Here is a 23,375-nt window from a genome sequence, read left to right as displayed (position 1 = left end):
GCGCCACGGCCCTGAAAAGGCATTGGCTTTGGCCTTTTCCAAATCGGCTTTCCCTCATATAGTCGTCGGCAAGATACTGCGTTAACGATTGTTAACAGCACCACAAGAATACAGCCGAGCAGCGGTAAGAGGCACAGGGAATGCGGTTAATCTGCCCCAATTGCGGCGCACAATACGAAGTGCCCGATGATGTGATCCCGGATGAGGGACGCGATGTGCAGTGTTCGAACTGCGGCGACACTTGGTTTCAGCACCATCCAGACAACGACCCAGACCTGCGCGATGAATTGATCGCCAGCGGCTATGTCGAACAGACTGCGGCCGAAGAGGTCGCGGATCCTGACATGCCCGCTGACGACCTGTCATCACAGGCGACCGAGGCGTCAGATGGGGCTGACACCGACGAACACCCCAAGCGTCGCAGTCTTGACCCTTCAATCGCCGAAGTGCTGCGCGAAGAAGCAGAGCGAGAGGCGCGCGCCCGCGCCGCTGAAGCCGCCCCGCTAGAGAGCCAGCCGGACCTGGGCCTGACAGAACCCGAGGACGAAGAGGCACGCCGCGCCCGTCAGGTGCGCGAACGCATGGCGCGTATGAAGGGCGTGTCCAAAGAAGAGTTAGAAGCACAATCGCGCCCCACGCCTACGCCGATCGCCGAAGATGAGGACCTGATCGAAGACACCCCAACCTCGCGCCGCGATCTGCTGCCCGATATTGACGAAGTGAACTCTTCGCTGCGTCCAGCATCCGACCGGCGACCGGCAGAGGCGGCTGATCATGAACTGGCCGGCGACGGCGACCGCGATCTGTTGCAGTCCCGCTCCGGCAGCGGGTTCCGCCGTGGTTTTGCACTGGCCTTGATGCTGGCAGCGGTTCTATGGGCGATCTACAGTTTTGCGCCACGGATCAACGCCGCCGTTCCGGCACTCGCCCCCGCGATCACGCAGTACACAAACGCGGTAGACAATGCGCGCGCGGCGCTTGACGAGCAGGTGCGCCAACTGCTGCTCGATGCGCAGGCGCAGAACGGCAGCTAAGCCACCAGGATAAAGGGATCAGAGCGCGTTAAACAACGCGCTCAACCGCTGCGCCTCATCCTCGGTGCCAAACGGCGTGTTCACGATGAACATGCCCGATCCCACCATCCGATGCCCTTTGCGCGCGGGGCCAAAGCTGACCTCATGGCGCAGCACCTTGGGCAGATCCAGTGCCTCCAACGCCTTCACCATCCCCAGATGCGCGCCGGTGGTCAGCACCGGATACCAGATGGCAATAACGCCGACGTTCCATTTACGGTGCAGCTTGGACACAAAGGCAGGGATCGCATCGTATTCTGATTTCACCTCATAGGCGGGGTCAATCAACAGGATGCCACGACGCGGCTCTGGCGGGGTACGTTCCATCACCATCTGATAGCCGTCCTGTTTCACGCAGTTTGCAGCGCGACGTGGGAACAGATCATCCAGCGCGGCAAATTCCTGCGGGTGCAGCTCGGCCAGTGACATGCGGTCCTGATCGCGCAACAGCTGACGCGCCAACAGGGGCGATCCGGGGTAGCTGCGCGCGCCGTGCTGTTCCCGCACCGCATTCAGCGCCTGCATGTAAGGATGATCCGCATCGAACCATCTACGTGCCTCTACCGCGTCGATACCTGCCGCCGCCTCGCCTGTTTTCACCGCCTCTGCCGCGTCTAGACCATAGAGGCCACGGCCCGAATGCGTTTCAAAATAGCTAAGCGGTTTGTCCTTCACCGTCAGATAGGCCAACATCTGACACAGCAACGCGTGTTTTTGCACATCCGCCAGATTTCCGGCGTGGTAGATATGTTGGTAGGACAGCATAATGGCACCTCTTGGCGGCAATGATCCTGCGCTGATACGGGGTTAGGTGGGGCGCTGGCAATGGCTGTTTTTGACGATAGGCCGCCGCCGATCGCCCCGAGGCACCATAACCGCTGCCGTGAATTTGACCAGCCTTGGCAAAAAGGCGCTGATCGCCCCCCCTTGTCCCCTTTCCCAACTGGACACAGCCGCCTATAAGCGATGTTGCGCCGACGCCTGTTGGCGATTTGTGCAAGACTATTCACCACGGGGCACCATCCACTATGGGTATTATCGACAATCTGGCTGGCCTGTTTTCGTCCGATATGGCGATCGACCTGGGCACGGCAAACACGCTGGTTTACGTCAAAGGCAAAGGCGTCATTCTGAGCGAACCGTCGGTTGTTGCCTACCACGTCAAAGACGGCGTGAAGAAAGTGCTGGCCGTGGGTGAAGACGCCAAGCTGATGCTGGGCCGGACCCCCGGTTCGATCGAAGCGATCCGCCCGATGCGCGATGGTGTCATTGCCGATTTCGACGTGGCCGAAGAGATGATCAAACACTTCATCCGCAAGGTTCACAAACGCTCCACCTTTTCCAAGCCGAAGATCATCGTCTGTGTACCCCACGGTGCCACGCCGGTGGAAAAACGTGCCATTCGTCAATCCGTTCTCTCTGCCGGTGCCCGTCGCGCTGGTCTGATCGCAGAACCGATTGCTGCGGCCATTGGTGCTGGCATGCCGATCACCGATCCCACCGGCAACATGGTGGTTGATATCGGTGGTGGTACGACCGAGGTGGCAGTACTGTCGCTGGGTGACATCGTCTACGCCCGTTCCGTGCGCGTCGGTGGTGACCGCATGGACGAGGCGATCATCAACTACCTGCGCCGCAACCAGAACCTCTTGGTCGGTGAAAGCACCGCAGAGCGTATCAAAACCACCATCGGCACCGCGCGGATGCCCGACGATGGCCGTGGTGCCTCGATGCAGATCCGTGGTCGTGACCTGCTGAACGGTGTGCCGAAGGAAACCGAAGTCAGCCAAGCCCAAGTGGCCGAGGCACTGGCCGAACCCGTCCAGCAGATCTGCGAAGCGGTGATGACCGCGCTGGAAGTGACCCCGCCTGATCTGGCCGCAGACATCGTGGATCGCGGTGTGATGCTGACCGGTGGCGGCGCGCTGCTGGGTGATCTGGATCTGGCGCTGCGCGAACAGACTGGCCTGTCCGTTTCCATCGCGGATGAGAGCCTGAACTGCGTTGCCATGGGCACCGGCAAGGCGCTGGAATACGAAAAACAGCTGCGTCACGCGATTGACTACGACAGCTGATCTCCCCACCTTTGGGTAAAGGGGGCATCGTGGCCAAAGACCGTTCACAGAGCGAAGATTATCTGGGACCGCTGAAGCGTTTGCTGACAGCGGTTCTGGTGCTGTTGCTGATCGCCATCTTCATCGTCTGGCGGATCGACAATCCGCGTGTTGAACGCCTGCGCGCGCAGGTGGTGGATCGGGTTGTGCCCTCGTTCGACTGGGCGATGGCGCCGGTCACGGGCGCGGTGAATCTGGTGCGCGATTTCCAAAGCTACAGCCGCATCGTGGAACAAAACCAAGAACTGCGCCGTGAATTGCAGCAGATGAAAGCGTGGAAAGAGGCAGCCCAACAGCTGCGCGATGAAAACGCCCGCCTGCTGGACCTGAACAACGTGCGCCTTGATCCGCGCCTAACCTATGTGACCGGCGTGGTACTGGCCGATAGCGGATCGCCCTTCCGCCAGTCGGTGCTGCTGAATGTTGGCGCGCGCGACGGCATTCTGGATGGCTGGGCCACGATGGACGGGATCGGTCTGGTGGGCCGCATTTCCGGCGTTGGCGAACGCACGGCGCGAGTGATCCTTTTGACCGACACCTCCAGTCAGTTGCCCATCACCATTCAACCCGCAGGTCAACAGGCGATCCTTAGCGGGGATAACACAGCCGCGCCGCTGGTGACCTTCCTTGAAAATCCCGATCTGGTTCGAGCGGGCGACCGCGTCGTGACCTCTGGCGACGGTGGGGTGTTCCCCGCAGGCGTGCTGGTTGGACATCTGGCACAGGATCCATCGGGACGTCTGCGAGTGCGTCTGTCCGCCGATTACGAACGACTGAAGTTCCTGCGCGTATTGCGCAACCAAGGAACCGAAATCATCAAGGACCCCGGCGCCTTGGTCGCCCCCGAAGGCATCGAAACCGCCCCTTTGGCAGAGGTGCGCGATGAGTGATACCGCACCTGCGCAGCCTTGGGTCAAACAACTGGTGTTTGCGGGCCTGTGCCTGGCGGTGATCTTCTTTCAGCTGTTGCCGCTGGAAACCACCCCGCGGCGCTGGACCGGCCCCGATCTGGTGCTGTTGATCTGCCTGACTTGGTCAATGCGGCGACCGGATTTTGCGCCTGTCTATCTGATCGCGCTGGTCGCGCTGATGGCAGATCTAATGCTGCAGCGTCCGCCGGGACTACTAGCGGCCCTGACAGTGGTGGCCAGCCAAACCCTCACAAAGCGGGCGCGCCAGATGCGCGATCAGGGGTTTGCCGTGGAATGGCTGACCATCGCGGGTGCGCTTCTGGTCGTGATGTTGGGTAACCGTCTGGTGCTGTCGCTGGCCGCCGTGCCGCAGGCGCCGCTGGGCCTGACGATCATCCAGTTGATGATGTCCGTTCTGTGCTATCCTGCCGTCGTCGCGGCTGCGCATTTCCTGTTCGGGGTGCGCAAGGTGGCACCGGGTGAAGTGGACGCATGGGGGCAGAAACTATGAAACGATCCGCCCGCGAAGATGCGGCCAGCACACGCCGTCTGACCCGCCGCGCCCTGTTGATTGGCGGCGCGCAGGTCGCCTTTGGCGGCATGCTGGCGCTGCGTATGCGCTATATGCAGGTCGATCAGGCGGATGAGTTCCGCCTGCTGGCCGAGGAAAACCGCGTTAAGGTCCGGTTGTTCCCGCCCGCCCGTGGCGCGCTGTTTGACCGCAACGGCGCGGTGATTGCCAAGAACGAGCCAAGCTACCGCATCATCATCACCCCCGAAGATGCGGGTGATGTGGAAATGGTCATCCGCCGACTGTCCCATCTGATCGACCTTGACCCCGAAGACTTGGCCAAAGCGCGCAAGGAAATCGCCCAGAACGCGCCCTTCCGCCCTGTGACCCTGGCCGACCGTGTCAGCTGGGAGGCGATCAGCCGCGTCGCCGTAAACGCCCCCGCCCTACCCGGCATCACGCCAGAGGTGGGCCTGTCGCGCCAGTATCCCCTTGGGCCCGATCTGGCCCATGTGGCGGGCTATGTGGGACCTGTGTCGGACTACGATCTGTCCAAAATCGATGCGCCGGACCAGCTGCTGCTGATCCCGCGGTTCCAGATCGGCAAGGTTGGCGTTGAGGCCAAGCTGGAAGACGATCTGCGGGGCAAGGCTGGTAACAAACAGGTTGAAGTGAACTCCGCCGGGCGCGAAATGCGCGAGTTGAACCGCCGCGAAGGCCAACCCGGTGCCAACCTGCAACTGACCATTGACCACCGCCTGCAAAACTACGTGCAGGCCCGTCTGGGTCGTGAAAGCGCGGCGGCGGTCATCATCGACTGCGACAGCGGCGATATCCTCTGCGCGGCCTCGGCCCCCAGTTTTGATCCGAACCTCTTTGTGCGCGGCATTTCGGTGCGCGATTATCGCGAGCTGACGGAAAACAAATACCGCCCGCTGGCAAACAAGGCGGTGCAGGGTCTCTACCCGCCGGGATCGACCTTCAAGATGGTAACCGTTCTAGCCGCCCTTGAGGCGGGAGAGGTCACGCCAGAGGAAACCGTCTATTGCCCCGGCCATATGGAGGTGGCGAACCGCCGCTTCCACTGCTGGAAGCGGGCGGGTCATGGTCAGGTAGACCTGATGGCCTCACTGCGGGAAAGCTGTGACGTCTACTACTACGAGCTGGCGCTGCGCGTCGGCATCGAGAAGATTTCAGCCATGGCGGAAAAGCTGGGGCTGGGTCAACGCTATGACCTGCCGATGTCCGCGATTGCCCGTGGTCGCGCGCCGACGAAAGACTGGAAAAAACAAAACTTCGATCAGGATTGGGTCGTCGGTGACACGGTCAACGCCTCTATCGGGCAGGGATTTGTGCTGGCCTCGCCGCTACAGTTGGCAGTGATGACCGCCCGCATGGCCAGTGGCAATCATGTGGCCCCGCGTCTGATCAAATCAGTCGACGGTGTCGAACAGCCGATTGAGGCCGCAACGCCGTTGGACATCAATCCCAACCATCTGCGCATGGTGCGTCGCGCGATGTATTCGGTGACCAACCATCGCAAAGGCACCGCCTATAAATCCCGCATCATCGCTGATGCCATGCATATGGCGGGCAAGACCGGCACCAGTCAGGTCCGCAACATCACCGCCGAGGAACGCCGCCGTGGCGTGACCCGCAACGAGGATCTGCCCTGGGAACGTCGCGACCACGCGCTGTTTGTGAACTTCGCCCCCTATAACAACCCGAAATATGCGGTGGCTGTGGTGGTGGAACATGGTGGCGGCGGATCAACCGCAGCGGCCCCGATTGCGCGCGACATCACCCTTCAGGCGCTCTATGATGGGGAGCCCCCGCTGGAGGCCTACCCGAAAGCCGCGCGGTCCAAGGTTAAGGCCCAGCAAGAACGCCTGCGCCGCGAACGACGCGATTTCCTCAACCGCGAAAGTGATCGCGCATGAGCTATCTTGAGTATGCCGTCAAAACCGTCCCTTCGGGTCTGCGCAAGGTTCTGTATCTGAACTGGCCGCTGGTGTTGTTGCTGACGGCGGTGTGTTCGGTTGGCTTCATGATGCTTTACTCAGTAGCGGGCGGTTCCTTCGACCCCTGGGCCGAGGCACAGATGAAACGCTTCGGTCTTGGTATGGTGGTGATGTTCGTTGTTGCCATGGTGCCGATCTGGTTCTGGCGCAATCTGGCGGGGGTGGCCTATCTGGCGTCACTGGCGCTGCTGCTGTTTGTGGAATTTTTCGGCGCCGTCGGCATGGGGGCGCAGCGCTGGATTGATCTGGGCTTCATGCGGTTGCAACCCTCCGAGATGGCGAAAATCACGGTCGTTATGCTGCTGGCGGCCTATTACGACTGGCTGCCAACCAAGAAGGTGTCGAACCCGATCTGGGTCGCGATCCCTGTGTTCCTGATCCTGTTGCCCACCGCACTGGTGCTGAAACAGCCTGACCTTGGCACCTCGCTCCTCTTGGTGTTCGGCGGGGCGGCGATCATGTTCTTTGCCGGTGTGCATTGGGGCTATTTCGCCGCCGTTATCGGCATTGGCGTGGGCTTGATCACGGCGGTGTTTCAATCCCGCGAGACCCCTTGGCAATTGCTGAAGGACTATCAGTACCGGCGGATCGATACCTTTCTGGATCCCGCCAGTGATCCCCTTGGTGCCGGATATCATATCACCCAGTCCAAGATCGCATTGGGGTCCGGCGGCTGGACCGGACGTGGGTTCATGCAGGGCACGCAGTCGCGGCTGAACTTCTTGCCGGAAAAACACACCGACTTCATCTTTACCACTTTGGCAGAGGAGTTCGGCTTTGTTGGCGGATTTTCTCTGCTGTCTCTGTATTTGCTGATTATCCTATTTTGTGTGGCGTCTGCCATCGCCAACCGTGACCGGTTTGCGTCCCTGCTGACGCTGGGGATTGCGGTCACGTTCTTCCTGTTCTTTGCGGTGAACATGTCGATGGTGATGGGGCTGGCCCCTGTGGTGGGCGTGCCGCTGCCACTGGTCAGCTATGGTGGGTCGTCGATGCTGGTACTGCTTGGCGCCTTTGGTCTGGTGCAGAGCGCCCATGTTCATAGACCTAGATAGCGGGCCAATTTAGCGGACTAGACGCCTAACACCTGTCGCAGCATCCGCTGCACCGGACGCCGCGCATCCCTGTGCCATGTCAACAGGCCCAACTGCCGTTGCTCTGCCCCCAGCGGCGTAAAACGCACCGCTTCGTGGCGACGCAGCAGCCCATGCCACTGCGGCAGCACCGCCTGCCCCACCCCGTCCTCAACCAATTGGGCGATGGTTTCCAGCGCGTCCATCTCACACAGGATACGTGGACGGCCAAAGTGCTGTTCCAACACGCGGTAGCACGCCGCCCCGCCCCAAGCAGATCGCGCATAGATCAGAAACGGCAGATCGCGCGCCGCTTTCTTGGGCGTCAGCAATCCGATCGGCTGCACGGTCAAAACATCAAAGCGCATGGTTTTCGGCAGCGTAAAGGGCGGCGCCACAATCAGCGCCGCGTCCAGTCGGCCCTGCACGAAGGCCTCATACAATTCTGCCGATGCGCCGGGTGTCAGCGTCAGTTCCACCTCTGGCGCGGCGTGTTTCAATCCCTGCACCAGATCCGCCGCATGATCCGCCAGCGCGGTTGAGATCGCCCCAAGGCGCAACGGCCCCTTCAGCTGATCGCGTACCAACACCTGCGGTAACCCCGCATGAATCGCCACCATACGCTGCAAATCTGGCAACAGCGCCTCACATTCCGGCGTCGCCGCCATGCCGCGACCAGATCGGACTAACAGCGGCACCTGCAATTGTGCCTCCAACACCTCAACCCGCTGCGACACTGCCGCTGGCGTCACCCCCAGCCGCCGCGCGGCCCCGGCAAGTGAGGCCTCTTCGACCGCTGCGATCAATGTTTCGACAAAACGCAAATCCATAGTATTTCTTATCTTTGAAAATACAAAAATAAGCTACCCTTTCGGTCCGTATCCTCGCTATGCCTAAGGCAACCAAGACCTGACGGAGCCCTCACATGACCCAACCCATCAGCTATTTCCACCTTGCCTACCATGTGGATGACCTAGACCAAGCGCGCGCCTTTTACGGCGGCCTGCTGGGCTGCGAAGAGGGACGCAGCACCGATACATGGGTTGATTTCAACTTCTTCGGCCACCAGATCAGCCTGCACCTTGGCCCCGTGTTTGCCACGGCCAACACAGGCAAGGTGGGCGATCACATGGTGCCGATGCCCCATCTTGGGGTGATCCTACAGGCGGATGTGTGGCACGCGCTGGCAGAGAAGCTGACCGCCGCAGATGTTGAGTTCACCATCGCCCCCACCACACGGTTCAAGGGTGAGCCGGGCGAGCAGCACACGATGTTCTTCCACGATCCTGCGGGCAACCCGATCGAGATCAAGGGCTTTGCCGATATGGCAGGAGTATTTGCCACATGATCAACGTCCTCTTTGCCGCCCGCGACGACCGTTGGCCCACATACGCACCCGAATTGATACGCGCCTTCGACGCCGCAGGGCTGAAGGTCAACATGCAGCAAGATTTGGCACCAGAAGTGGTGGATTATATCATCTATGCACCAAACTCTGACCTACAGGACTTCACCCCCTATACGCGCTGCAAGGCGGTGCTGAACCTCTGGGCTGGGGTCGAGGCGATTGTCACCAATCCGACACTGACGCAACCATTGGCCCGTATGGTAGATTTCGGTCTGACACAGGGCATGGTGGAATGGGTCACAGCCCATGTGATGCGCTATCACATCGGGATTGATCACAATCTTGAGCACCAGCAAGGCAAATGGGTGCGCGCACTACCGCCACTGTCGCGGGATCGGCCCGTCACCATCCTTGGCATGGGTGAGCTGGGCAGTGCCTGTGCAACGATGCTGACACAACTTGGATTTCCAGTCACCGGCTGGAGTAGATCCCCCAAGGAAATCCCCGGTGTCACATGCCTATCTGGCGACGCAGGACTTAAACAAGCCTTGGAAAGCGCGCAGATCCTCGTCACCCTGTTGCCATTGACCGCTGGCACTGAAAACCTGATGAACGCCGAACGACTGTCGTGGTTGCCCAAGGGCGCATTTCTGATCAATCCCGGTCGCGGGCCGCTGATTGATGATGACGCGCTGCTGGCGGCACTGAACAGCGGTCAGATTGCACGCGCCACGCTAGATGTCTTCCGGGTCGAACCACTGCCCGAAGCGCATCCTTATTGGTCCCATCCGCAGGTGACCGTTACCCCGCATATCGCCGCTGACACCCGTGCGGAAACAGCCGCCGAAGTCATCGCCGACAACGTCGCCAGATCGCAACGCGGCGAAGAACTACGATATTTGGTAGATCGCACACTGGGGTATTGATCGCATCCGCTGGGACTATTTGAAAAGGGGGCAGAAATCTGCCCCCTTTCTGTTTGATCGTGTGTCTGTGCGGGATCAGCCCAGAACAGAATGACCTTTGTTCTGCAGGCAACGCAGCATGACGGCACGACGATCTTCGTTGATCTCTGCCTCACCTTCAGCGCGACCGATCAGGCCACCGATGGCGGCACCGGCAATGGCACTGCCCAGATCTTCTTCTTCGATGGCGCCTGCAACTGCGCCGACACCTGCCCCAACCAGCATTCCCTGACGGGCACGTTCGTCGGTGTAGTTTTGGGCCACCATGCGGCATTGTTCCTGATCAGCGGCAAAATTTGCACCTGCTGGCCCAGCCAGCTGAACCTGACGATCCAAAGGATCGGCACATGCGGCAACAGTCACCAGAGCGGATAGGGCAAGGATGTGGTGATGGAATTTCAGTTTCATGATGTATCGCTTTCGTTTTGAACCAAGTGCCCTTTCGACGCCTGTGTCGCGGGCTATGGCGAAGGGATACAGCGACTGTGTTCCATACAAAATTTACGAGTTTGCATCTGGCTTATGCAAAAATGTTGCGCGCAAAAGAAAGCCCCGCTGCCGCAACTGTGAACGGCAACGGGGCTGAATCTGATGCGGTTAGGTTGGATCAGATCGTCTGATCGTATTCACCCACCAGCTCTTCGGTTTTGATAACGGCATCAATCTCGGCAAAGATGGCGCGCATCTCTTCCTCGCTCTCGCTGCTTTCGCACACGACGACGAGGTTCGGGGTGTTCGACGACGCACGCACCAGACCCCAGGACCCGTTTTCAAGGATCACGCGGGCGCCGTTCACGGTCACCACCTCTTTGATCGCTTTACCGGCGAAGGTGTCGCCTGCATCGGCCTTGGCCACCAGTTTTTCGACCAGTCGATCCAACACGGCGTATTTCTCGGTGTCGGCGCAATAGGGCGACATGGTGGGGGTGGACCATGTTTTCGGCAGCGCCTTGCGCAGGTCCGACATCTTCATATCAGGGTTGCGGTCCATCAGTTTGCAGATCTCAACCGCGACGCGCATGCCGTCGTCATAACCACGGCCAATATCACCGGCGAGGAAGTAGTGACCGGATTTCTCAAAGCCCGCCAGTGCGCCAATAGCATGCACGCGGCGTTTCATGTGGCTGTGGCCGGTTTTCCAGTAATCCGCCTTGATGTCGTATTTCTGCAGCTCTGGGTCAGCGGCAAACAGACCCGTAGATTTCACATCCGCCACGAAGGTCGAACCGGGGTAGAGCTTCGCCAAATCACGGGCCATGATAACGCCCACCTTGTCGGCAAAGATCTCTTCGCCTTCATCATCTACCACGCCGCAGCGGTCGCCGTCGCCATCAAAGCCAAGGGCGAAATCTGCGCCCGATGCCTTCACGCTGTCTGACATGTCGTGCAGCATTTCCATCGCTTCGGGGTTGGGGTTGTAGTTGGGGAAGGTGTAGTCCAGCTGATTGTGGCTATCGACCATTTCCACGCCCAGACGTTCAAACAGCGCAGGACCGAATGCCGCCGCCGTGCCGTTGCCAGAGGCGCAGACAACCTTCAGCTTGCGGGTCATTTTGAAATCGCCCACGAGGTCGTCCATATAGGCATCCCAAACGCCATCAACGAATTCATAAGCACCACCCGCGTGCGGCTGGCCCTTGCCGTTCAGAACGATGTCTTTCAGTTCGGCCATTTCATCAGGGCCGTGGGTCAGCGGACGCTGGAAGCCCATTTTCACGCCGGTCCAGCCGTTCGGGTTGTGCGATGCTGTGACCATCGCCACCGCTGGTGCGTTCAGATGGAACTGGCTGAAATAGGCCATCGGGGTGATGCAGGGGCCGATATCTTTCACCGTAATGCCAGCCTGCATCAGGCCGACGATCAGAGCGTTTTTGATCGACAGCGAATAGTCGCGATAGTCGTTGCCGACCGCGATCACCGGCTCCAGCCCGTGCAGGCGCATCTGGGTGCCGATACCAAGGCCAAGGGCAGTCATGCCAGGCAGGTTAATCTCATCCGGGAATTTCCAACGCGCGTCATATTCACGGAAACCCGTGGGCTTGATCATCGGCAGTTTCAGGAAATCCCAGGTGTTGGGGGTGACGTCGGCAATCGGTTTCGTCATGAAATCGCTCTCTTCGCGTAAGATAGAATAAGGATATTCTATGCCCAGCTGACTGTATCAATTCAACTAAACATAAGAAGTTTTTGGCCCACCCAGACGCATAGGCGAAAAGGTGGGCAACTGGTCACCACAGTATCAGGTCGACACCTGTTCCCGCAGGATGGACGCGGTCAACGAAATCATCAGATAGGCGCCCGACAGCACGAGGAAGGCGAGGATCGAGTTTTCGAACACACGCGGATAGCTGGGCGCATCTGGTGCGATGGGACTGACCGCTGTGGTCAGATAGCGAACCTGCCGCGCTGCCGCCTGCGCGGTCTGTTTTTCGTTCTGCAATGCAGATTGCAAGAACAGGTCGGCCGTCGCCAAATCCGCCTGTGCCATTTGGATTTGTACTGCCTTGGCTGCCAGCGAACTGTCACCATTGCCAGCTTCGTTCAGACGGGACTGCTGTCGACCCAACTCTTCGCGGAGAAGGCGGATTTCCGTTTCCAGTGCCTGCACCTTGGGGCGGTTTGGACGCGGGTTGTTCAACTGCGCGCTTAGCTGCAATTCCTTATCCTGCAGCTGCACTTCAACGTTGTTGATCAACGCACGGATACTGGCGATTTCGCCCTGCGGATCCAAAAGTGTGCCTTCTTGCAGTTCAACCAGCTGGCGCTGCGCATTCTCGCGTTCTTGTTTGGCTTCAGCCAAAGTTGCCCGTGCTTCGCGCATCTGGTCATCGCGCTTGCGCAGGGACAATTCGTCAACCTTTTCTTCTGCATAGGAAATCAAAGCATTAGAAAACTCGACCGAGATCTGCGGGTCGGCAGCGATCACCTCCATGTGGATCACACCTTCGGTCGGATCATAGCCAATTTTCACATATCGTTTGTAAAGCTTGTATGCGTCTTCGTTGGTCGCATCTTCCGGCAGGCGTTTGATCGGATCCAGCGCCTCTTGGCTAAAGTGTGCTTTAAAACCGTGATCTTCATCCAGCCGGATCATCGCAGGCCGCGAGATCAAGAATTTCTGCACAGCGATAGCGTCCTGGTTGGTGGCAAACTGGGTGCCTGCCAACAAACCGCCAATGCCACCAGATCCACCGCCTGCAGCATCAGCCTGCAGTACAAGGAATTCCGATTTTGTCGCATACAAAGGCGATGCCAGAACCGCAAAATACCATGCTACCAACAGCGTCGGCAGAAACACAAAGAAGCCAAGGCGCGTGCCCAACAACACCATCTTGCGACGGCGGCGGCGGGCGATATCACGTTGAATCTCTCCGATTTCCTGCATTCGGCGATCCGCAGGCGCCATTTCGGTCGATGGCAGGTTACTGCCTTCGGGCGCAACGGTTTGGGGCAGCTGCACGTCATCCTCGCGCGGATTTTTCACGATCGACGGCACGGCCAGTTCCAAAGGGCTGGTCCGCTTGAAAGGCTCAATCCCACTCGCGCGCAACAAACGCACCGCATCAAAATCAGAGGTCGGCGCCAGCCCGTGTTTTTGCGCCACGCGGCGCGCCATGCGCAACTGGCGACCTGTCAGACCTTCGCGACGGATGGCATCAATTTCCTGATCGGCTGTAACCTCTTGTGCGGATGACACCATGCCTTCTTGGGCAGGTGCCTCACGGGGGGGCGTTGCTTGTGCCGCTGCTGGGTTCTGTGGTGCACCTGCTTCAGCCGCCGGTTGGCGGCGCGGACGCTGCCCGGCAGGTTGCTGGGGCTGTGGCGGTTGGGCAGGCTGCTGACGCATCTGTTGTGCGTATTCGCGTGCGCCCTGTTCTGGACGCGCCGGACGGGCCTGTTGAGGTTGAACAGGCTGAGGCGCGGCAGCACCAGTCTGCGCCGCAGCTTGTGGGCGTGGTTTGGTCTGGCGCGGTGCGACCTGTGGGGCCGCTTGGCGTGCAGCAGGATTAACTGCCTGCTGCGGCTGTTCCGGTGACGGTTTTGCGCGCAATACATTCTGAACCGGTTCCGCCGGAGCTACAGGGCGTTTTGCCTGCGGGGTCGGCTGCGCCGCGGGCTGTGGCGCCTCACCGGATTGAACGGGGCTGTCTGCGGTTCCGCCACGGCGGATGCGGAACTTCTTAGCCTTGGGTTTCGTAGTCATAGAGCTGTTTCGCTTCTTCCAAGGTGTCAAACATATGCAATTTGCCATTCATAAGAACGGCTGCGGAACGGGCAAACTGTTCCAGAGTTTTTGGCTGGTGCGACACGATAATCACCGTGGTTCGTTCCAGCCGCTCGCGCAGCAGGTCACCTGCCTTGCGGTTAAATTCCACATCAGTGGACCCCGGCATACCTTCGTCGATCAGGTAAATGTCGAAATCCAGCGCCAGCAAAAGCGCAAAAGAAAAGCGCGCGCGCATCCCCGAACTGTAGGTGCCCAGTGGTTGATCGAAATATTCCCCCAGACCACAAAGCCAGCGACAGAAGGCTTCGACATAGTCGGGATCAAGACCGTAAAGGCGCGCAATATAACGGCTGTTTTCCACCGCAGTGTGTTTTGACACGACACCGCCCATGAACCCCAGTGGGAACGACACCCGCGACGTCCGGCGAATGATGCCTTCGTCCGGTTTTTCGAGACCGGCCATCATGTTGATCAGGGTGGTTTTGCCAGTACCGTTTGGTGCCAGAATACCAAGCGACTGCCCCAAATCCACGCGGAACGATCCTTTTTCAAGGATCACCTTGCGCTGGGTGCCGGTCCAAAAGGACTTGCTGACATTTTCGAATTCAAGCATGGGCGGCCTGTAAATTCCTGCTCTTTCAAGGCGGAAAAACGGGTCTGATTAAAACAGACGGTTCTTTGACTAACGGCTAATCCGCGATTTTGATTAGATTATGGCACGGTCAAAGGGGCAAAATTAAGGCCTAATGTTGAAAAACCGACACCAAAGGCATCGGTTTTCCGTGATTGTTTCGCGATTAGCACGATTTAGAGTTCGTGTTTTTCGACTCTTAGCACCTTGCCAGCCACCCAAGACATGATCGCCGCAGCAAAGCTGAACAATGCACCCATCTTGGCTGCATCCTGCACCTCACCAGGGGGGAACGCGACCGCCGCAATAAAGAGCGATACGGTAAAGCCGATGGCGGAAATGCAGCCGATGACAAACAGATCAGGCGTACGCATTCCCTGTGGCAATCCCAATTTCAGCACGTGTGCGCCGATGGCACCAAACAGCAAAACCCCGATGGGTTTACCCACCATAAGGCCCGCCAATACTAGCCAAGTTGGTTCGCCAATGGCTGAAAACTCAACCCCTGCATTCAGCAGACCAAAGAAGAACAAAACCACCTCGACGGGATGTTTCAGCGCATGTTCGATCTGGTTCAACAAGTCGGTCAGGTAGCTTTCGGCCTCGCTAAAGATACCAAAGGCGCGTTCTGCATGGGGGATTGTCGGGACAATCGGCAACAGGCCCAGCGCGGGGTGAATGCCCGCCTTCATGAAGCCATACCAGCTGGCGCAGGCTGCGATCAGATACGGCCAGAAGCCCAGATTTTTACGCATCCAAGTGGAGTTTGGGCGATCCTGATTACCACGGTCCATGCGACGCGGCAGCCAGTTGGCCAACACATAGACCGCAACCGCAGCGCCGACCGACAACAACAGCCACTGCGGCAACAGCTCACCCGACGGGTAGAACACCGCCAGAATAATCAGCCCCGCTGCATCATCGGCAATCGCCAGCAGCAGGAGGAAACGTACCGCGGGATGGCCGCCACCAAAGACCATGCGGCCTACCAGGTAGGAAAACGCGATGTCGGTTGCCGTGGGAATCGCCCAGCCGTTCTTCACCGCCTCATAGGTGTCAGAGCCAAAGATCAGCGCCAGACCCAGATAAACCGAAATCGGACCGACCATGCCGCCAACGGTGGCAAACAGCGGCGTCGCGGCCTTCTTTCCGCGCAGCGATCCGTTTTTTAGCGCCACAGCCTCCCAGACTTCTTTGGCGGCGATGGCAAAGAAGAACGCCATCAGCATATCATTAACCAAATAATGCAGCGTCAGCGTTCGATAACCATGGTGATAGTGCCCTATGGGGGCGTGATCCCAGATCTTGAATTCAACAAAGGCGTGATAGCTGTGTGGGTCGATATTGGCCCAGATCAGGGCAATCACCGCCCCAAAAATCAACAACAGGGAATAGTTGGTGATGAAATTCCAAACGCGGTACATGGTGTCTCCTGCCCTTCGTGCCCGTCAGGCAATACTTTTGTCCTAACGAGATGACAAAGGAGTAGGCCATTCGAATATGCTGAGCAAGTTTTCCCAGATCACCAGATGGTGAATGCAGCGTTTCTCAGGCTAAACCTGTGCGACGGCATTGTGGTCAATTTTGGGCTGCAGAACCTTCGCCACCTGTGCCCGCAACTGAGGGAGCAACTCTTCCTCAAACCACGGATTTTTGCGTATCCAGCCAGTATTACGCCAACTTGGATGCGGCAGAACAAAGACACTCGGCGCATGATCGCGCCAGTTGCGCACCGTCTCTGTCACGCCTGCACGTAGCCCCAGATGCCCCTTGTGCGCATAGCCGCCCACCAGCACAGTCAGCTGCACAGATTGCAATTCCCCCATCACCCTGTCCTGCCAAGTTTGCGCGCAAATCTTGGGGGGCGGCAGATCTGATCCCTTGGCGTCATAACCTGGAAAACAGAATGCCGCCGGAACACAGGCCACCTGTGCCTGATCATAAAATAAATCCCGTCCGATACCCAACCAATCGCGCAGGCGATCACCGGATCGGTCGTCAAAGGGGCGCCCGCTTTCGTGTACGCGCATCCCGGGCGCCTGTCCTGCAATCAGCAGCCGGGCCGTCGGGCGAAACCACGGCACGGGACGGGGGCGATGGGCGGTTTTGGTCAGCGCAAACCGTTCACCGCATAGGCGGCACGCACTGATTTCTTGTTGCAGCGTCTGGGACATTTCCTGCCATCCTCTCTTGCCCTAAGCTGGCGCTCGGGCTACCGCAGAGCAAATCACATTTGCCGGAAGTTCCCAATGACCGACCTGACTGCACTGGATCAAGCCCACGCCGCCATGACTGCCAACGACAGCGATGACGCTGCTCGACTGCGGTTTTATGAGCGCCTAGCCGATAGTGAAATGTTTCTGCTGCTGGCAGCAGAGGCAGAAGGTGATCAGGTCACGCCCGAATTGTTCAACGTGGCCGACAATCAGTTCGTCCTGATTTTTGACCGAGAAGACCGGCTGGCGCAGTTTGTCGGCGGCGAAGCGCCCTACGCGGCACTCTCAGGGCGGATGATTGCCAGTCTGCTAGCAGGGCAAGGTATCGGATTGGGCGTTAATCTGGATGTGGCCCCATCCTCCATCCTGATCCCCGCAGAGGCCGTTGACTGGCTGCACGCCACCTTGGGACAATCGCCTGAGGAGGCAGAGGCACGCATCGAAGAAGTGGGCCGCCCTCTCGGCCTGCCAGAGGCGCTGCTAACTGCGCTGGATGCAAAACTGGCAACAGCCACCGGGTTGGCGCATTCCGCCTATCTGGCCGGCGCGACCTATGAAGGTGGCGCGCGCAATCACCTCTTGGCCTTCATCGACGCGGTGCCGGGATCCGAAGATGCGCTGGCGCAGGCCGTGTCCGAGGCACTGACCTTTTCCGGGATCGAGGCGGGGGCGCTGGACGTCAGCTTCCTACGTGCCTCTGACCCGCTGGCGGCGAAGCTGGCGCAATGGGGTCTGCGCTTTGACCTGCCCCAACCCGAAGAGGTGCAGGAGGTTGGCCTGACTGCCCCCGGCATGGATCCCGAAAAACCGCCGCGTCTGCGGTAACACCGGCAAAACGAAACAGGGCGCCACTGGGGCGCCCTTTTCTTTGGCCATGCTCAGGCGACGATCACACCAGCCCGCGCCCTTTCAACAAGGCCTCAACACCGGGCAGGCGACCGCGGAAGGCAACGTAGAGATCTTCTGCCTCCTGCGAGCCACCGGTGGACAGGATATGCTCCTCCAGCGCCTTGGCACGGTCTGGATCAAAGGCACCGCCAGCCTCTTCAAAGGCGGCGAAGGCATCGGCATCCATCACCTCGGACCACATGTAGCTATAGTAGGCCGAGGAATAGCCGTCACCGGCAAAGACATGGGCAAAATGCGGTGTCGCGTGGCGCATGGCGATCTGTTTCGGCATGCCCAAATCGGCCAGAACCTCTGCCTGCTTGGCCATCGGATCCGCCGCAGCCGCGCCACGGTGGAACGCCAGATCGACAAGGGCAGAGGCGACGTATTCCACCGTCTGGAACCCCTGATCAAAGTTGGCTGCGCCCAGTACCTTTTCCAGCATCGCGGCTGGCATCGCCTCGCCCGTTTCAGCATGGGTGGCAAATTCGGCCAATACCTCAGGCACCTCCAGCCAGTGTTCATAAAGTTGGCTGGGCAGTTCGACGAAATCGCGCGCCACGGATGTGCCGGAAATGCTCTCATAGGTCACGTTGGACAACATCTGATGCAGGGCATGACCGAACTCATGGAACAGCGTGCGCGCGTCGTCATAAGACAGTAGCGCCGGATCACCTTTGGCAAAGTTGCACACGTTGATCACCACCGGTGCCTGCACCTTGGGGAACCGCGCCTGCGCCCGCATTGCCGAACACCACGCGCCGGATCGTTTCGATCCACGGGCGAAGTAATCGCCAATGAAAACCGCCACATGTTCACCGTCACGGGTCACTTCCCACGCGCGGCAATCCTCATGATAGAGCGGCACGTCAAGCGGGGTAAACTCCAACCCGAACAAGCGGGTGGCACAGGCAAATGCCCCCTCGATCATCCGATCCAGTTGCAGATAGGGCTTCAGCTCTGCCTCATCCAGATCATGGTCTGCCTTGCGGCGTTTGGCGGCGTAATAGTGCCAATCCCATGCCTCCAGATCGCCGTTCAGACCGTCGGCGTGCAGCATGTCCTGCAGTACCTTAGCGTCCTCTTCCGCACGCGCTTTGGCAGGGGTCCAGACCGCCTGCAACAGCTCCTCCACCCGCTCCGGGGTTTTGGCCATTTCGGTTTCCAGTTTGTAGCTGGCAAAATCCGCATAACCCAACAGCTGCGCACGCTCCTCACGCAGTTTCAGGATCTCTGCCGCGATGGCGCGGTTGTCGTTGTCATTGCCGTTTGCACCGCGCGAGGTAAAGGCTTGATAAGCCTTTTGGCGCAGATCGCGGCGGGTGGAGAATTGCAAAAACGGCGTGATGATTGACCGGCCGGTGGTGACGACGGGACCGCTTGCGCCCTTCTCCACGCCAGCCGCGCGCATGGCGTTGATGGCGAAATCGGGCAGGCCGTCCAGATCATCCTCGGTCAGTTCCATGAACCAATCGCGTTCATCCGCCAGTAGGTTCTGGGTAAACTGCGTGCCCAACACGGCCAGCCGCGCCTTGATCTCACCCATGCGGGTATCCTCAGTGCCGGTCAGCGCGGCGCCTGCACGCACGAAGCCACGGTGGGTCAGCATCAACACCCGCGCCTGTTCGGGCGTCAGGCCCAGCGTATCACGACGGTCCCAAAGATCGGCAAGGCGGTTAAACAACGCCTTGTTCGACGAGATGGCGGCAAAATGTGCGGCCATTTTGGGGGAGAAGTCACGCTGCAGCGCCTCACGCTCTGGGTTGCTGTCGGCACCTGCGACGGTGAAGAAGACGGACAACACCTTGTCCAGCACCCCGCCCGCGGCCTCCAGCGCCTCAACCGTGTTGGCGAATGTGGGCGCATCAGTGTTGTCAGCAATCGCCTGCACCTCGGCGCTGTGTTCATCAAGCGCCTGCTCAAACGCGGGCGCAAAATCGGCGTCTTTGATGGCGGCGAAAGGGGCGATTTCAAACGGGGTGTCCCAGGTGGACAGCAACGGGTTGGTCATAGAGATCTCCTTTGGCGATCAAGCTATGCCTGCGGTTTGTGATCGTCCAGAGGAGGCGGGGTAAAAAGGATGGGATCGGGGGAAAACCGGACCGCTACGCGATCCGGTCGGGGTAACTCAACCGACGTCTTTACGCCGCAAATGCCGTTCAATGCGGCGCAGGATCAGGGACAGGCCGATGGTCATAGTCAGGTAGATCAGCGCCACAACGTTATAGGTCTCAAAATAGCGGAAATTGCTCGCCGCCGTGACCTTGCCCAGCTGTGTCACATCCAAAACACCCAGCACCGACACCAGCGATGAATCCTTCACCAATGCCACAAAATCATTGCCCAATGGCGGCAGGATCGTGCGGATCGCCTGCGGGAACACCACCAGCCGGAACCGCTGCCAGCGATTGAGCCCCAGCGCCTTCGCCGCCTCGATCTGACCGGTATCAACCGATTGCAGCCCCGCGCGAAACACCTCTGAGATGAAGGCGCTATAGGCGATCATCAGCGCAATAATCGCCCGCCACAGCAGCGGAAAATGCCGCGTGCGGATCCGGTCCAACCCGATGAAATCACCAAGGTAATTGTAAAGTTCCACCAGCGCAGGGGCGAGGGCGAAGGCCACATAAAGGAGCAGCACAATGATTGGAACCCCGCGCACCACCTCCACATAAAACCGGCAGAGCTGGCGGATCACCAACCACTTGGACCCCGCGCCCACAGCCAGCAACAACCCAAGGCCAGAGGCCAGCACAAAGCTGACCAGCGTCACAAACACCGTCAGCTTCACCCCTTTGCTAAGCGTGCCGAGGATCTGCACATAGAGGTCATCACTGACCACCTGCCAGCCGAGGTACGCCCCGATGGCAACAACAGCGACCAGCCACCAGGGGAAGTCTTCTTTGGTCTCGCGGATGGGGCCCATTGCCACCTCACTCAGCAAAAATCCCCGGCGCTGTAACGCACCGGGGATCTGATGTCATGTTACGTCTGGGATTATTGGCCCAGTTTGTATTCGAGGAACCATTTGGTGTTCAGCCCCTCCAGCGTGCCGTCCGCCTCCATCGACGCGATGGCGGCGTTGATCGGCGCCACAAGGTCGGATCCCTTGGGGAAGATGAAGCCAAAATCCTCGGTGCCCAGCGGTTCGCCCACGATCTTCAGCTTGCCTTCCGATGCGGCGACATAGCCATTGGCGGCGGTGCTGTCCGACAGGGCCAGATCCACGTCACCAACGCGCAGCGCCTGAATGGCCGCGCCGAAGGTTTCAAACAGCTTGATACGCGGGTTGGCCTCATCCCCATCCAGAATGTCATAGACGGTGACATAAAACGGCGTGGTGCCCGGCTGCGCGCCTGCCAGCAGATCCGCATCGGCAGCAAAGCCCGCCGCATTGTCAAAGCGATCCTCATCCCCTGCCACAATCATACGCATCTGCGAGGTCAGGTATTTGTCGGAGAAGTCCACCTTTTCCTTGCGATCTTCGCGGATGGTGATGCCGGTCATGCCCAGATCATACTGACCCTCGGAAACCGCAGGGATCATCGCGTCCCAGCTGGTGTTTTCGTAGACAACGGTGATGTTGATGCGCTTGGCGATCTCGGCCATGGCGTCATATTCCCAACCGATCGCCTCGCCGGTTTTGGGGTCGACAAATTGCAGCGGCGGATAGGCGTTTTCGGTCACGACCACCACTTCCTTGCCGCCCAGATCGGGCAGATCGGCGGCCGTCGCGGCGGTGCCGAGGCTAATGGCGGCCATCATCGACAGAGCAAATTTCATGTTACATATCCTTCCTGTTGGGCACCCTACGGCCCATTGATTTGCCAATGGTTCTACCCGACAAATCAGCAGCCTCAAGCACCGGAGTTGCCGCAAACGGGGCAATCGTCGCGTTGCTTCAGCGTAAACTTGCGGGTTTCGCCCCAAAGTGCGTCATAAATCATCATTTCCCCACGCAGCACAGCGCCTGCGCCAGTGATCAGTTTCATCGCCTCAACCGCCATCATGGTGCCGATCACACCCGGCAACGGGGAAATCACCCCCGCCTCGGCGCAGCTGGGCGCCAGACCTTCTGCAGGTGCTTCGGGGAAGATGCACTGATAACACGGACCGCCCTTTTTGGGGTGGAAGACGCTGATCTGCCCCTCCCACTGTGACAGCGCGCCAGAGATCAGCGGTTTACCCTGTTCAACACAAATCCGGTTCGCCAAATAGCGGGTGTCGAAGTTATCGGTGCCATCCAGAACGATGTCATAATCCGCGATCAGATCCGCCGCTGTGTCAGCGTCCAGTCGCCGTTGATAAGGGCGTACAGTCACGAACGGGTTCTGCGCCAGCATGGCGCGTTCGGCGGAAAACACCTTGGGCGTGCCGATGTCAGCGTCGCGGTGGATCACCTGCCGCTGCAGGTTGGAATTGTCGACCACATCATCGTCAATCACCCCTATGGTGCCCACACCTGCCGCCGCCAGATACATCAGCGCGGGCGATCCTAGACCGCCTGCGCCGATCACCAGAACCTTGGCGTTTTTCAGGCGCTTCTGGCCGATGCCGCCGACCTCGCGCATAACGATGTGGCGGGCGTAGCGGTTCAGCTCTGTTTCGGAAAACGTCGGTTTGGGTTTGGCCTCTGCCTCCGGCTCCACCCGCACACGGGCGCGCAGCCAGTTGAGGCCAAGGCGGTACAGCACAATCAGCGCCACGCCGCCCGCCACCAGCAACCACAGCGCCGCCGACCCGCCGGTGGCGATCCGTAGCGGATGGCCCATAGGCAAGGTCAGGTTCAACAGCACAACAGCGGCCCACAACAGGATCGTCAGCATCCAGCGCATCGCCTTTGGCGCGCCCATCAGATGCCCGATCCCCCAGATCACCGCCACCAGTGCCAGAACCAACAACATCGCGTTTACCCCTTACCGGTAGATCCGAACCCGCCCGCGCCGCGCGCGGTGTCGTCCAGATCCTCAACCACGGTGAAATTCGCCATCAGCACAGGGGCCACAATCATCTGCGCAATACGGTCGCCGTGGGCAATGTGGAACGGTTCAGACCCCGCGTTCATCACGATCACGCCCAAGGGGCCGCGATAATCGCTATCAATCGTGCCGGGGCTGTTGGGAAGGGTGATCCCGTGTTTCAGCGCCAAACCGGAGCGGGGACGCAGCTGCACCTCATAACCCGCCGGAATTGCCATGCGCAGCCCCGTCGGCACCAAAGCACGCGCACCGGGCGCAATCTCAATCCCCGCGTTACGCACATCCGGCGCAAGGTTCGCGCGCAGATCCGCACCTGCTGCACCTGCGGTGGCGTAAACCGGCAGGCCCAGATCCTGATCCGCCTCTGGCAGCCAGCTAAATTCGATGGTCACCATAGCGGCCACTCCTTTCAATGTT

At 59.4% G+C, this 23,375-nt stretch carries 22 protein-coding genes; 9 read left to right on the top strand and 13 right to left on the bottom strand.

All coding sequences use genetic code 11. From position 1 onward, the window contains the following. Positions 1-140: 140 nt before the first annotated feature. Positions 141-1,034, top strand: a complete 894-nt coding sequence (locus TM5383_RS01060) for a zinc-ribbon domain-containing protein (RefSeq protein WP_058317192.1) — start codon at positions 141-143, stop codon at positions 1,032-1,034. A gap of 18 nt (positions 1,035-1,052) precedes the next feature. On the opposite strand, the gene TM5383_RS01055 is transcribed toward TM5383_RS01060, so the two are convergent. Next, complete coding sequence (locus TM5383_RS01055; RefSeq protein ID WP_058317191.1) at positions 1,053-1,838, bottom strand: 23S rRNA (adenine(2030)-N(6))-methyltransferase RlmJ; 786 nt, start codon at positions 1,836-1,838, stop codon at positions 1,053-1,055. Between the two features lie 263 nt (positions 1,839-2,101). On the opposite strand from TM5383_RS01055, the gene TM5383_RS01050 reads away from it, so the two are divergent. The 5 genes from TM5383_RS01050 to rodA are packed head-to-tail and all read left to right on the top strand — an operon-like array spanning position 2,102 to position 7,685. Next, entirely contained in the window at positions 2,102-3,148 is a 1,047-nt protein-coding gene (locus tag TM5383_RS01050) for a rod shape-determining protein (protein ID WP_058317190.1), read from the top strand. 29 nt (positions 3,149-3,177) lie between these two features. After that, a complete protein-coding gene (gene mreC / locus TM5383_RS01045; RefSeq protein ID WP_058317189.1) occupies positions 3,178-4,077 on the top strand; it encodes a rod shape-determining protein MreC in 900 nt (299 codons plus the stop codon). Beyond that, positions 4,070-4,609, top strand: a complete 540-nt coding sequence (locus TM5383_RS01040) for a hypothetical protein (RefSeq protein WP_058317188.1) — start codon at positions 4,070-4,072, stop codon at positions 4,607-4,609. Before mreC ends, TM5383_RS01040 begins: the two co-directional genes overlap by 8 nt. After that, entirely contained in the window at positions 4,606-6,549 is a 1,944-nt protein-coding gene (gene mrdA, locus TM5383_RS01035) for a penicillin-binding protein 2 (RefSeq protein WP_058317187.1), read from the top strand. The genes TM5383_RS01040 and mrdA overlap by 4 nt, the downstream gene beginning before the upstream one ends. Then, positions 6,546-7,685: a rod shape-determining protein RodA gene (gene rodA / locus TM5383_RS01030; RefSeq protein WP_058317186.1), complete on the top strand. Its 1,140-nt coding sequence runs from the start codon at positions 6,546-6,548 to the stop codon at positions 7,683-7,685. The genes mrdA and rodA overlap by 4 nt, the downstream gene beginning before the upstream one ends. Before the next feature lie 17 nt (positions 7,686-7,702). On the opposite strand, the gene TM5383_RS01025 is transcribed toward rodA, so the two are convergent. Continuing rightward, positions 7,703-8,533 (bottom strand): LysR family transcriptional regulator, encoded by an 831-nt coding sequence (locus TM5383_RS01025; protein ID WP_058317185.1) that lies wholly within the window; start codon positions 8,531-8,533, stop codon positions 7,703-7,705. 107 nt (positions 8,534-8,640) lie between these two features. On the opposite strand from TM5383_RS01025, the gene TM5383_RS01020 reads away from it, so the two are divergent. Then, positions 8,641-9,051: a VOC family protein gene (locus TM5383_RS01020; RefSeq protein ID WP_058317256.1), complete on the top strand. Its 411-nt coding sequence runs from the start codon at positions 8,641-8,643 to the stop codon at positions 9,049-9,051. Next, positions 9,048-9,977, top strand: a complete 930-nt coding sequence (locus TM5383_RS01015; protein WP_058317184.1) for a 2-hydroxyacid dehydrogenase — start codon at positions 9,048-9,050, stop codon at positions 9,975-9,977. Before TM5383_RS01020 ends, TM5383_RS01015 begins: the two co-directional genes overlap by 4 nt. Positions 9,978-10,052: 75 nt before the next feature. Here TM5383_RS01015 and TM5383_RS01010 read toward each other — a convergent pair whose 3' ends face one another. From TM5383_RS01010 to TM5383_RS00980, 6 genes are all read right to left on the bottom strand, one after another. Further along, positions 10,053-10,424, bottom strand: coding sequence for a YMGG-like glycine zipper-containing protein (locus tag TM5383_RS01010; protein ID WP_058317183.1), 372 nt, complete (start codon positions 10,422-10,424; stop codon positions 10,053-10,055). Positions 10,425-10,623: 199 nt separating this feature from the next. Then, entirely contained in the window at positions 10,624-12,120 is a 1,497-nt protein-coding gene (locus TM5383_RS01005) for a phosphomannomutase/phosphoglucomutase (RefSeq protein ID WP_058317182.1), read from the bottom strand. 135 nt (positions 12,121-12,255) lie between these two features. Beyond that, positions 12,256-14,220 carry a KpsE/RkpR family capsule polysaccharide export protein gene (locus TM5383_RS01000; RefSeq protein ID WP_076400098.1) on the bottom strand — a complete coding sequence of 655 codons (1,965 nt, stop codon included), beginning with the start codon at positions 14,218-14,220 and terminating at the stop codon, positions 12,256-12,258. Continuing rightward, the gene (locus TM5383_RS00990; RefSeq protein ID WP_058317179.1) at positions 14,198-14,857 is read right to left on the bottom strand and encodes an ABC transporter ATP-binding protein; all 660 of its coding nucleotides are present in this window, start codon (positions 14,855-14,857) and stop codon (positions 14,198-14,200) included. The genes TM5383_RS01000 and TM5383_RS00990 overlap by 23 nt, the downstream gene beginning before the upstream one ends. Before the next feature lie 194 nt (positions 14,858-15,051). Continuing rightward, positions 15,052-16,299, bottom strand: a complete 1,248-nt coding sequence (locus TM5383_RS00985) for a Na+/H+ antiporter NhaA (RefSeq protein ID WP_058317178.1) — start codon at positions 16,297-16,299, stop codon at positions 15,052-15,054. A gap of 129 nt (positions 16,300-16,428) precedes the next feature. Continuing rightward, complete coding sequence (locus TM5383_RS00980) at positions 16,429-17,049, bottom strand: uracil-DNA glycosylase family protein (protein WP_058317177.1); 621 nt, start codon at positions 17,047-17,049, stop codon at positions 16,429-16,431. Positions 17,050-17,124: 75 nt separating this feature from the next. Here TM5383_RS00980 and TM5383_RS00975 point away from each other — a divergent pair, with 75 nt between their 5' ends. Continuing rightward, entirely contained in the window at positions 17,125-17,916 is a 792-nt protein-coding gene (locus tag TM5383_RS00975) for an SseB family protein (RefSeq protein WP_058317176.1), read from the top strand. 64 nt (positions 17,917-17,980) lie between these two features. Here TM5383_RS00975 and TM5383_RS00970 read toward each other — a convergent pair whose 3' ends face one another. From TM5383_RS00970 to dut, 5 genes are all read right to left on the bottom strand, one after another. Next, entirely contained in the window at positions 17,981-19,990 is a 2,010-nt protein-coding gene (locus TM5383_RS00970; protein ID WP_058317175.1) for a M3 family metallopeptidase, read from the bottom strand. Positions 19,991-20,107: 117 nt separating this feature from the next. Next, positions 20,108-20,905, bottom strand: a complete 798-nt coding sequence (locus TM5383_RS00965) for an amino acid ABC transporter permease (RefSeq protein ID WP_058317174.1) — start codon at positions 20,903-20,905, stop codon at positions 20,108-20,110. Between the two features lie 71 nt (positions 20,906-20,976). Continuing rightward, on the bottom strand, positions 20,977-21,762 hold the full coding sequence (locus TM5383_RS00960; protein WP_058317173.1) for a transporter substrate-binding domain-containing protein: 786 nt from the start codon (positions 21,760-21,762) through the stop codon (positions 20,977-20,979). 74 nt (positions 21,763-21,836) lie between these two features. Further along, positions 21,837-22,883, bottom strand: a complete 1,047-nt coding sequence (locus TM5383_RS00955) for a HesA/MoeB/ThiF family protein (RefSeq protein WP_058317172.1) — start codon at positions 22,881-22,883, stop codon at positions 21,837-21,839. A 5-nt stretch (positions 22,884-22,888) separates the two neighbouring features. Beyond that, entirely contained in the window at positions 22,889-23,353 is a 465-nt protein-coding gene (gene dut / locus TM5383_RS00950) for a dUTP diphosphatase (RefSeq protein ID WP_058317171.1), read from the bottom strand. Positions 23,354-23,375: the final 22 nt, after the last annotated feature.

It is taken from the genome of Thalassovita mediterranea (assembly GCF_001458435.1).
Classification (GTDB): Bacteria; Pseudomonadota; Alphaproteobacteria; order Rhodobacterales; family Rhodobacteraceae; genus Thalassobius; species Thalassobius mediterraneus.
Note: the sequence above shows the minus strand (reverse complement) of the source record. Positions and strands in the feature narration are given on the sequence as shown.

Bases quoted from the DNA above. Each gene is read 5' to 3' on its own strand.
- dut (WP_058317171.1), bottom strand. From the start codon at position 23,353: ATGGTGACCATCGAATTTAGCTGGCTGCCAGAGGCGGATCAGGATCTG.
- TM5383_RS00990 (WP_058317179.1), bottom strand. From the start codon at position 14,857: ATGCTTGAATTCGAAAATGTCAGCAAGTCCTTTTGGACCGGCACCCAG.
- TM5383_RS01025 (WP_058317185.1), bottom strand. From the start codon at position 8,533: ATGGATTTGCGTTTTGTCGAAACATTGATCGCAGCGGTCGAAGAGGCC.
- TM5383_RS00955 (WP_058317172.1), bottom strand. From the start codon at position 22,883: ATGTTGTTGGTTCTGGCACTGGTGGCGGTGATCTGGGGGATCGGGCAT.
- TM5383_RS00970 (WP_058317175.1), bottom strand. From the start codon at position 19,990: ATGACCAACCCGTTGCTGTCCACCTGGGACACCCCGTTTGAAATCGCC.
- TM5383_RS00960 (WP_058317173.1), bottom strand. From the start codon at position 21,762: ATGAAATTTGCTCTGTCGATGATGGCCGCCATTAGCCTCGGCACCGCC.
- TM5383_RS01005 (WP_058317182.1), bottom strand. From the start codon at position 12,120: ATGACGAAACCGATTGCCGACGTCACCCCCAACACCTGGGATTTCCTG.
- TM5383_RS01055 (WP_058317191.1), bottom strand. From the start codon at position 1,838: ATGCTGTCCTACCAACATATCTACCACGCCGGAAATCTGGCGGATGTG.
- TM5383_RS01015 (WP_058317184.1), top strand. From the start codon at position 9,048: ATGATCAACGTCCTCTTTGCCGCCCGCGACGACCGTTGGCCCACATAC.
- TM5383_RS01000 (WP_076400098.1), bottom strand. From the start codon at position 14,220: ATGACTACGAAACCCAAGGCTAAGAAGTTCCGCATCCGCCGTGGCGGA.
- TM5383_RS01050 (WP_058317190.1), top strand. From the start codon at position 2,102: ATGGGTATTATCGACAATCTGGCTGGCCTGTTTTCGTCCGATATGGCG.
- TM5383_RS01010 (WP_058317183.1), bottom strand. From the start codon at position 10,424: ATGAAACTGAAATTCCATCACCACATCCTTGCCCTATCCGCTCTGGTG.
- mrdA (WP_058317187.1), top strand. From the start codon at position 4,606: ATGAAACGATCCGCCCGCGAAGATGCGGCCAGCACACGCCGTCTGACC.
- rodA (WP_058317186.1), top strand. From the start codon at position 6,546: ATGAGCTATCTTGAGTATGCCGTCAAAACCGTCCCTTCGGGTCTGCGC.
- TM5383_RS00975 (WP_058317176.1), top strand. From the start codon at position 17,125: ATGACCGACCTGACTGCACTGGATCAAGCCCACGCCGCCATGACTGCC.
- TM5383_RS01040 (WP_058317188.1), top strand. From the start codon at position 4,070: ATGAGTGATACCGCACCTGCGCAGCCTTGGGTCAAACAACTGGTGTTT.
- TM5383_RS00985 (WP_058317178.1), bottom strand. From the start codon at position 16,299: ATGTACCGCGTTTGGAATTTCATCACCAACTATTCCCTGTTGTTGATT.
- TM5383_RS01060 (WP_058317192.1), top strand. From the start codon at position 141: ATGCGGTTAATCTGCCCCAATTGCGGCGCACAATACGAAGTGCCCGAT.
- TM5383_RS00965 (WP_058317174.1), bottom strand. From the start codon at position 20,905: ATGGGCCCCATCCGCGAGACCAAAGAAGACTTCCCCTGGTGGCTGGTC.
- TM5383_RS00980 (WP_058317177.1), bottom strand. From the start codon at position 17,049: ATGTCCCAGACGCTGCAACAAGAAATCAGTGCGTGCCGCCTATGCGGT.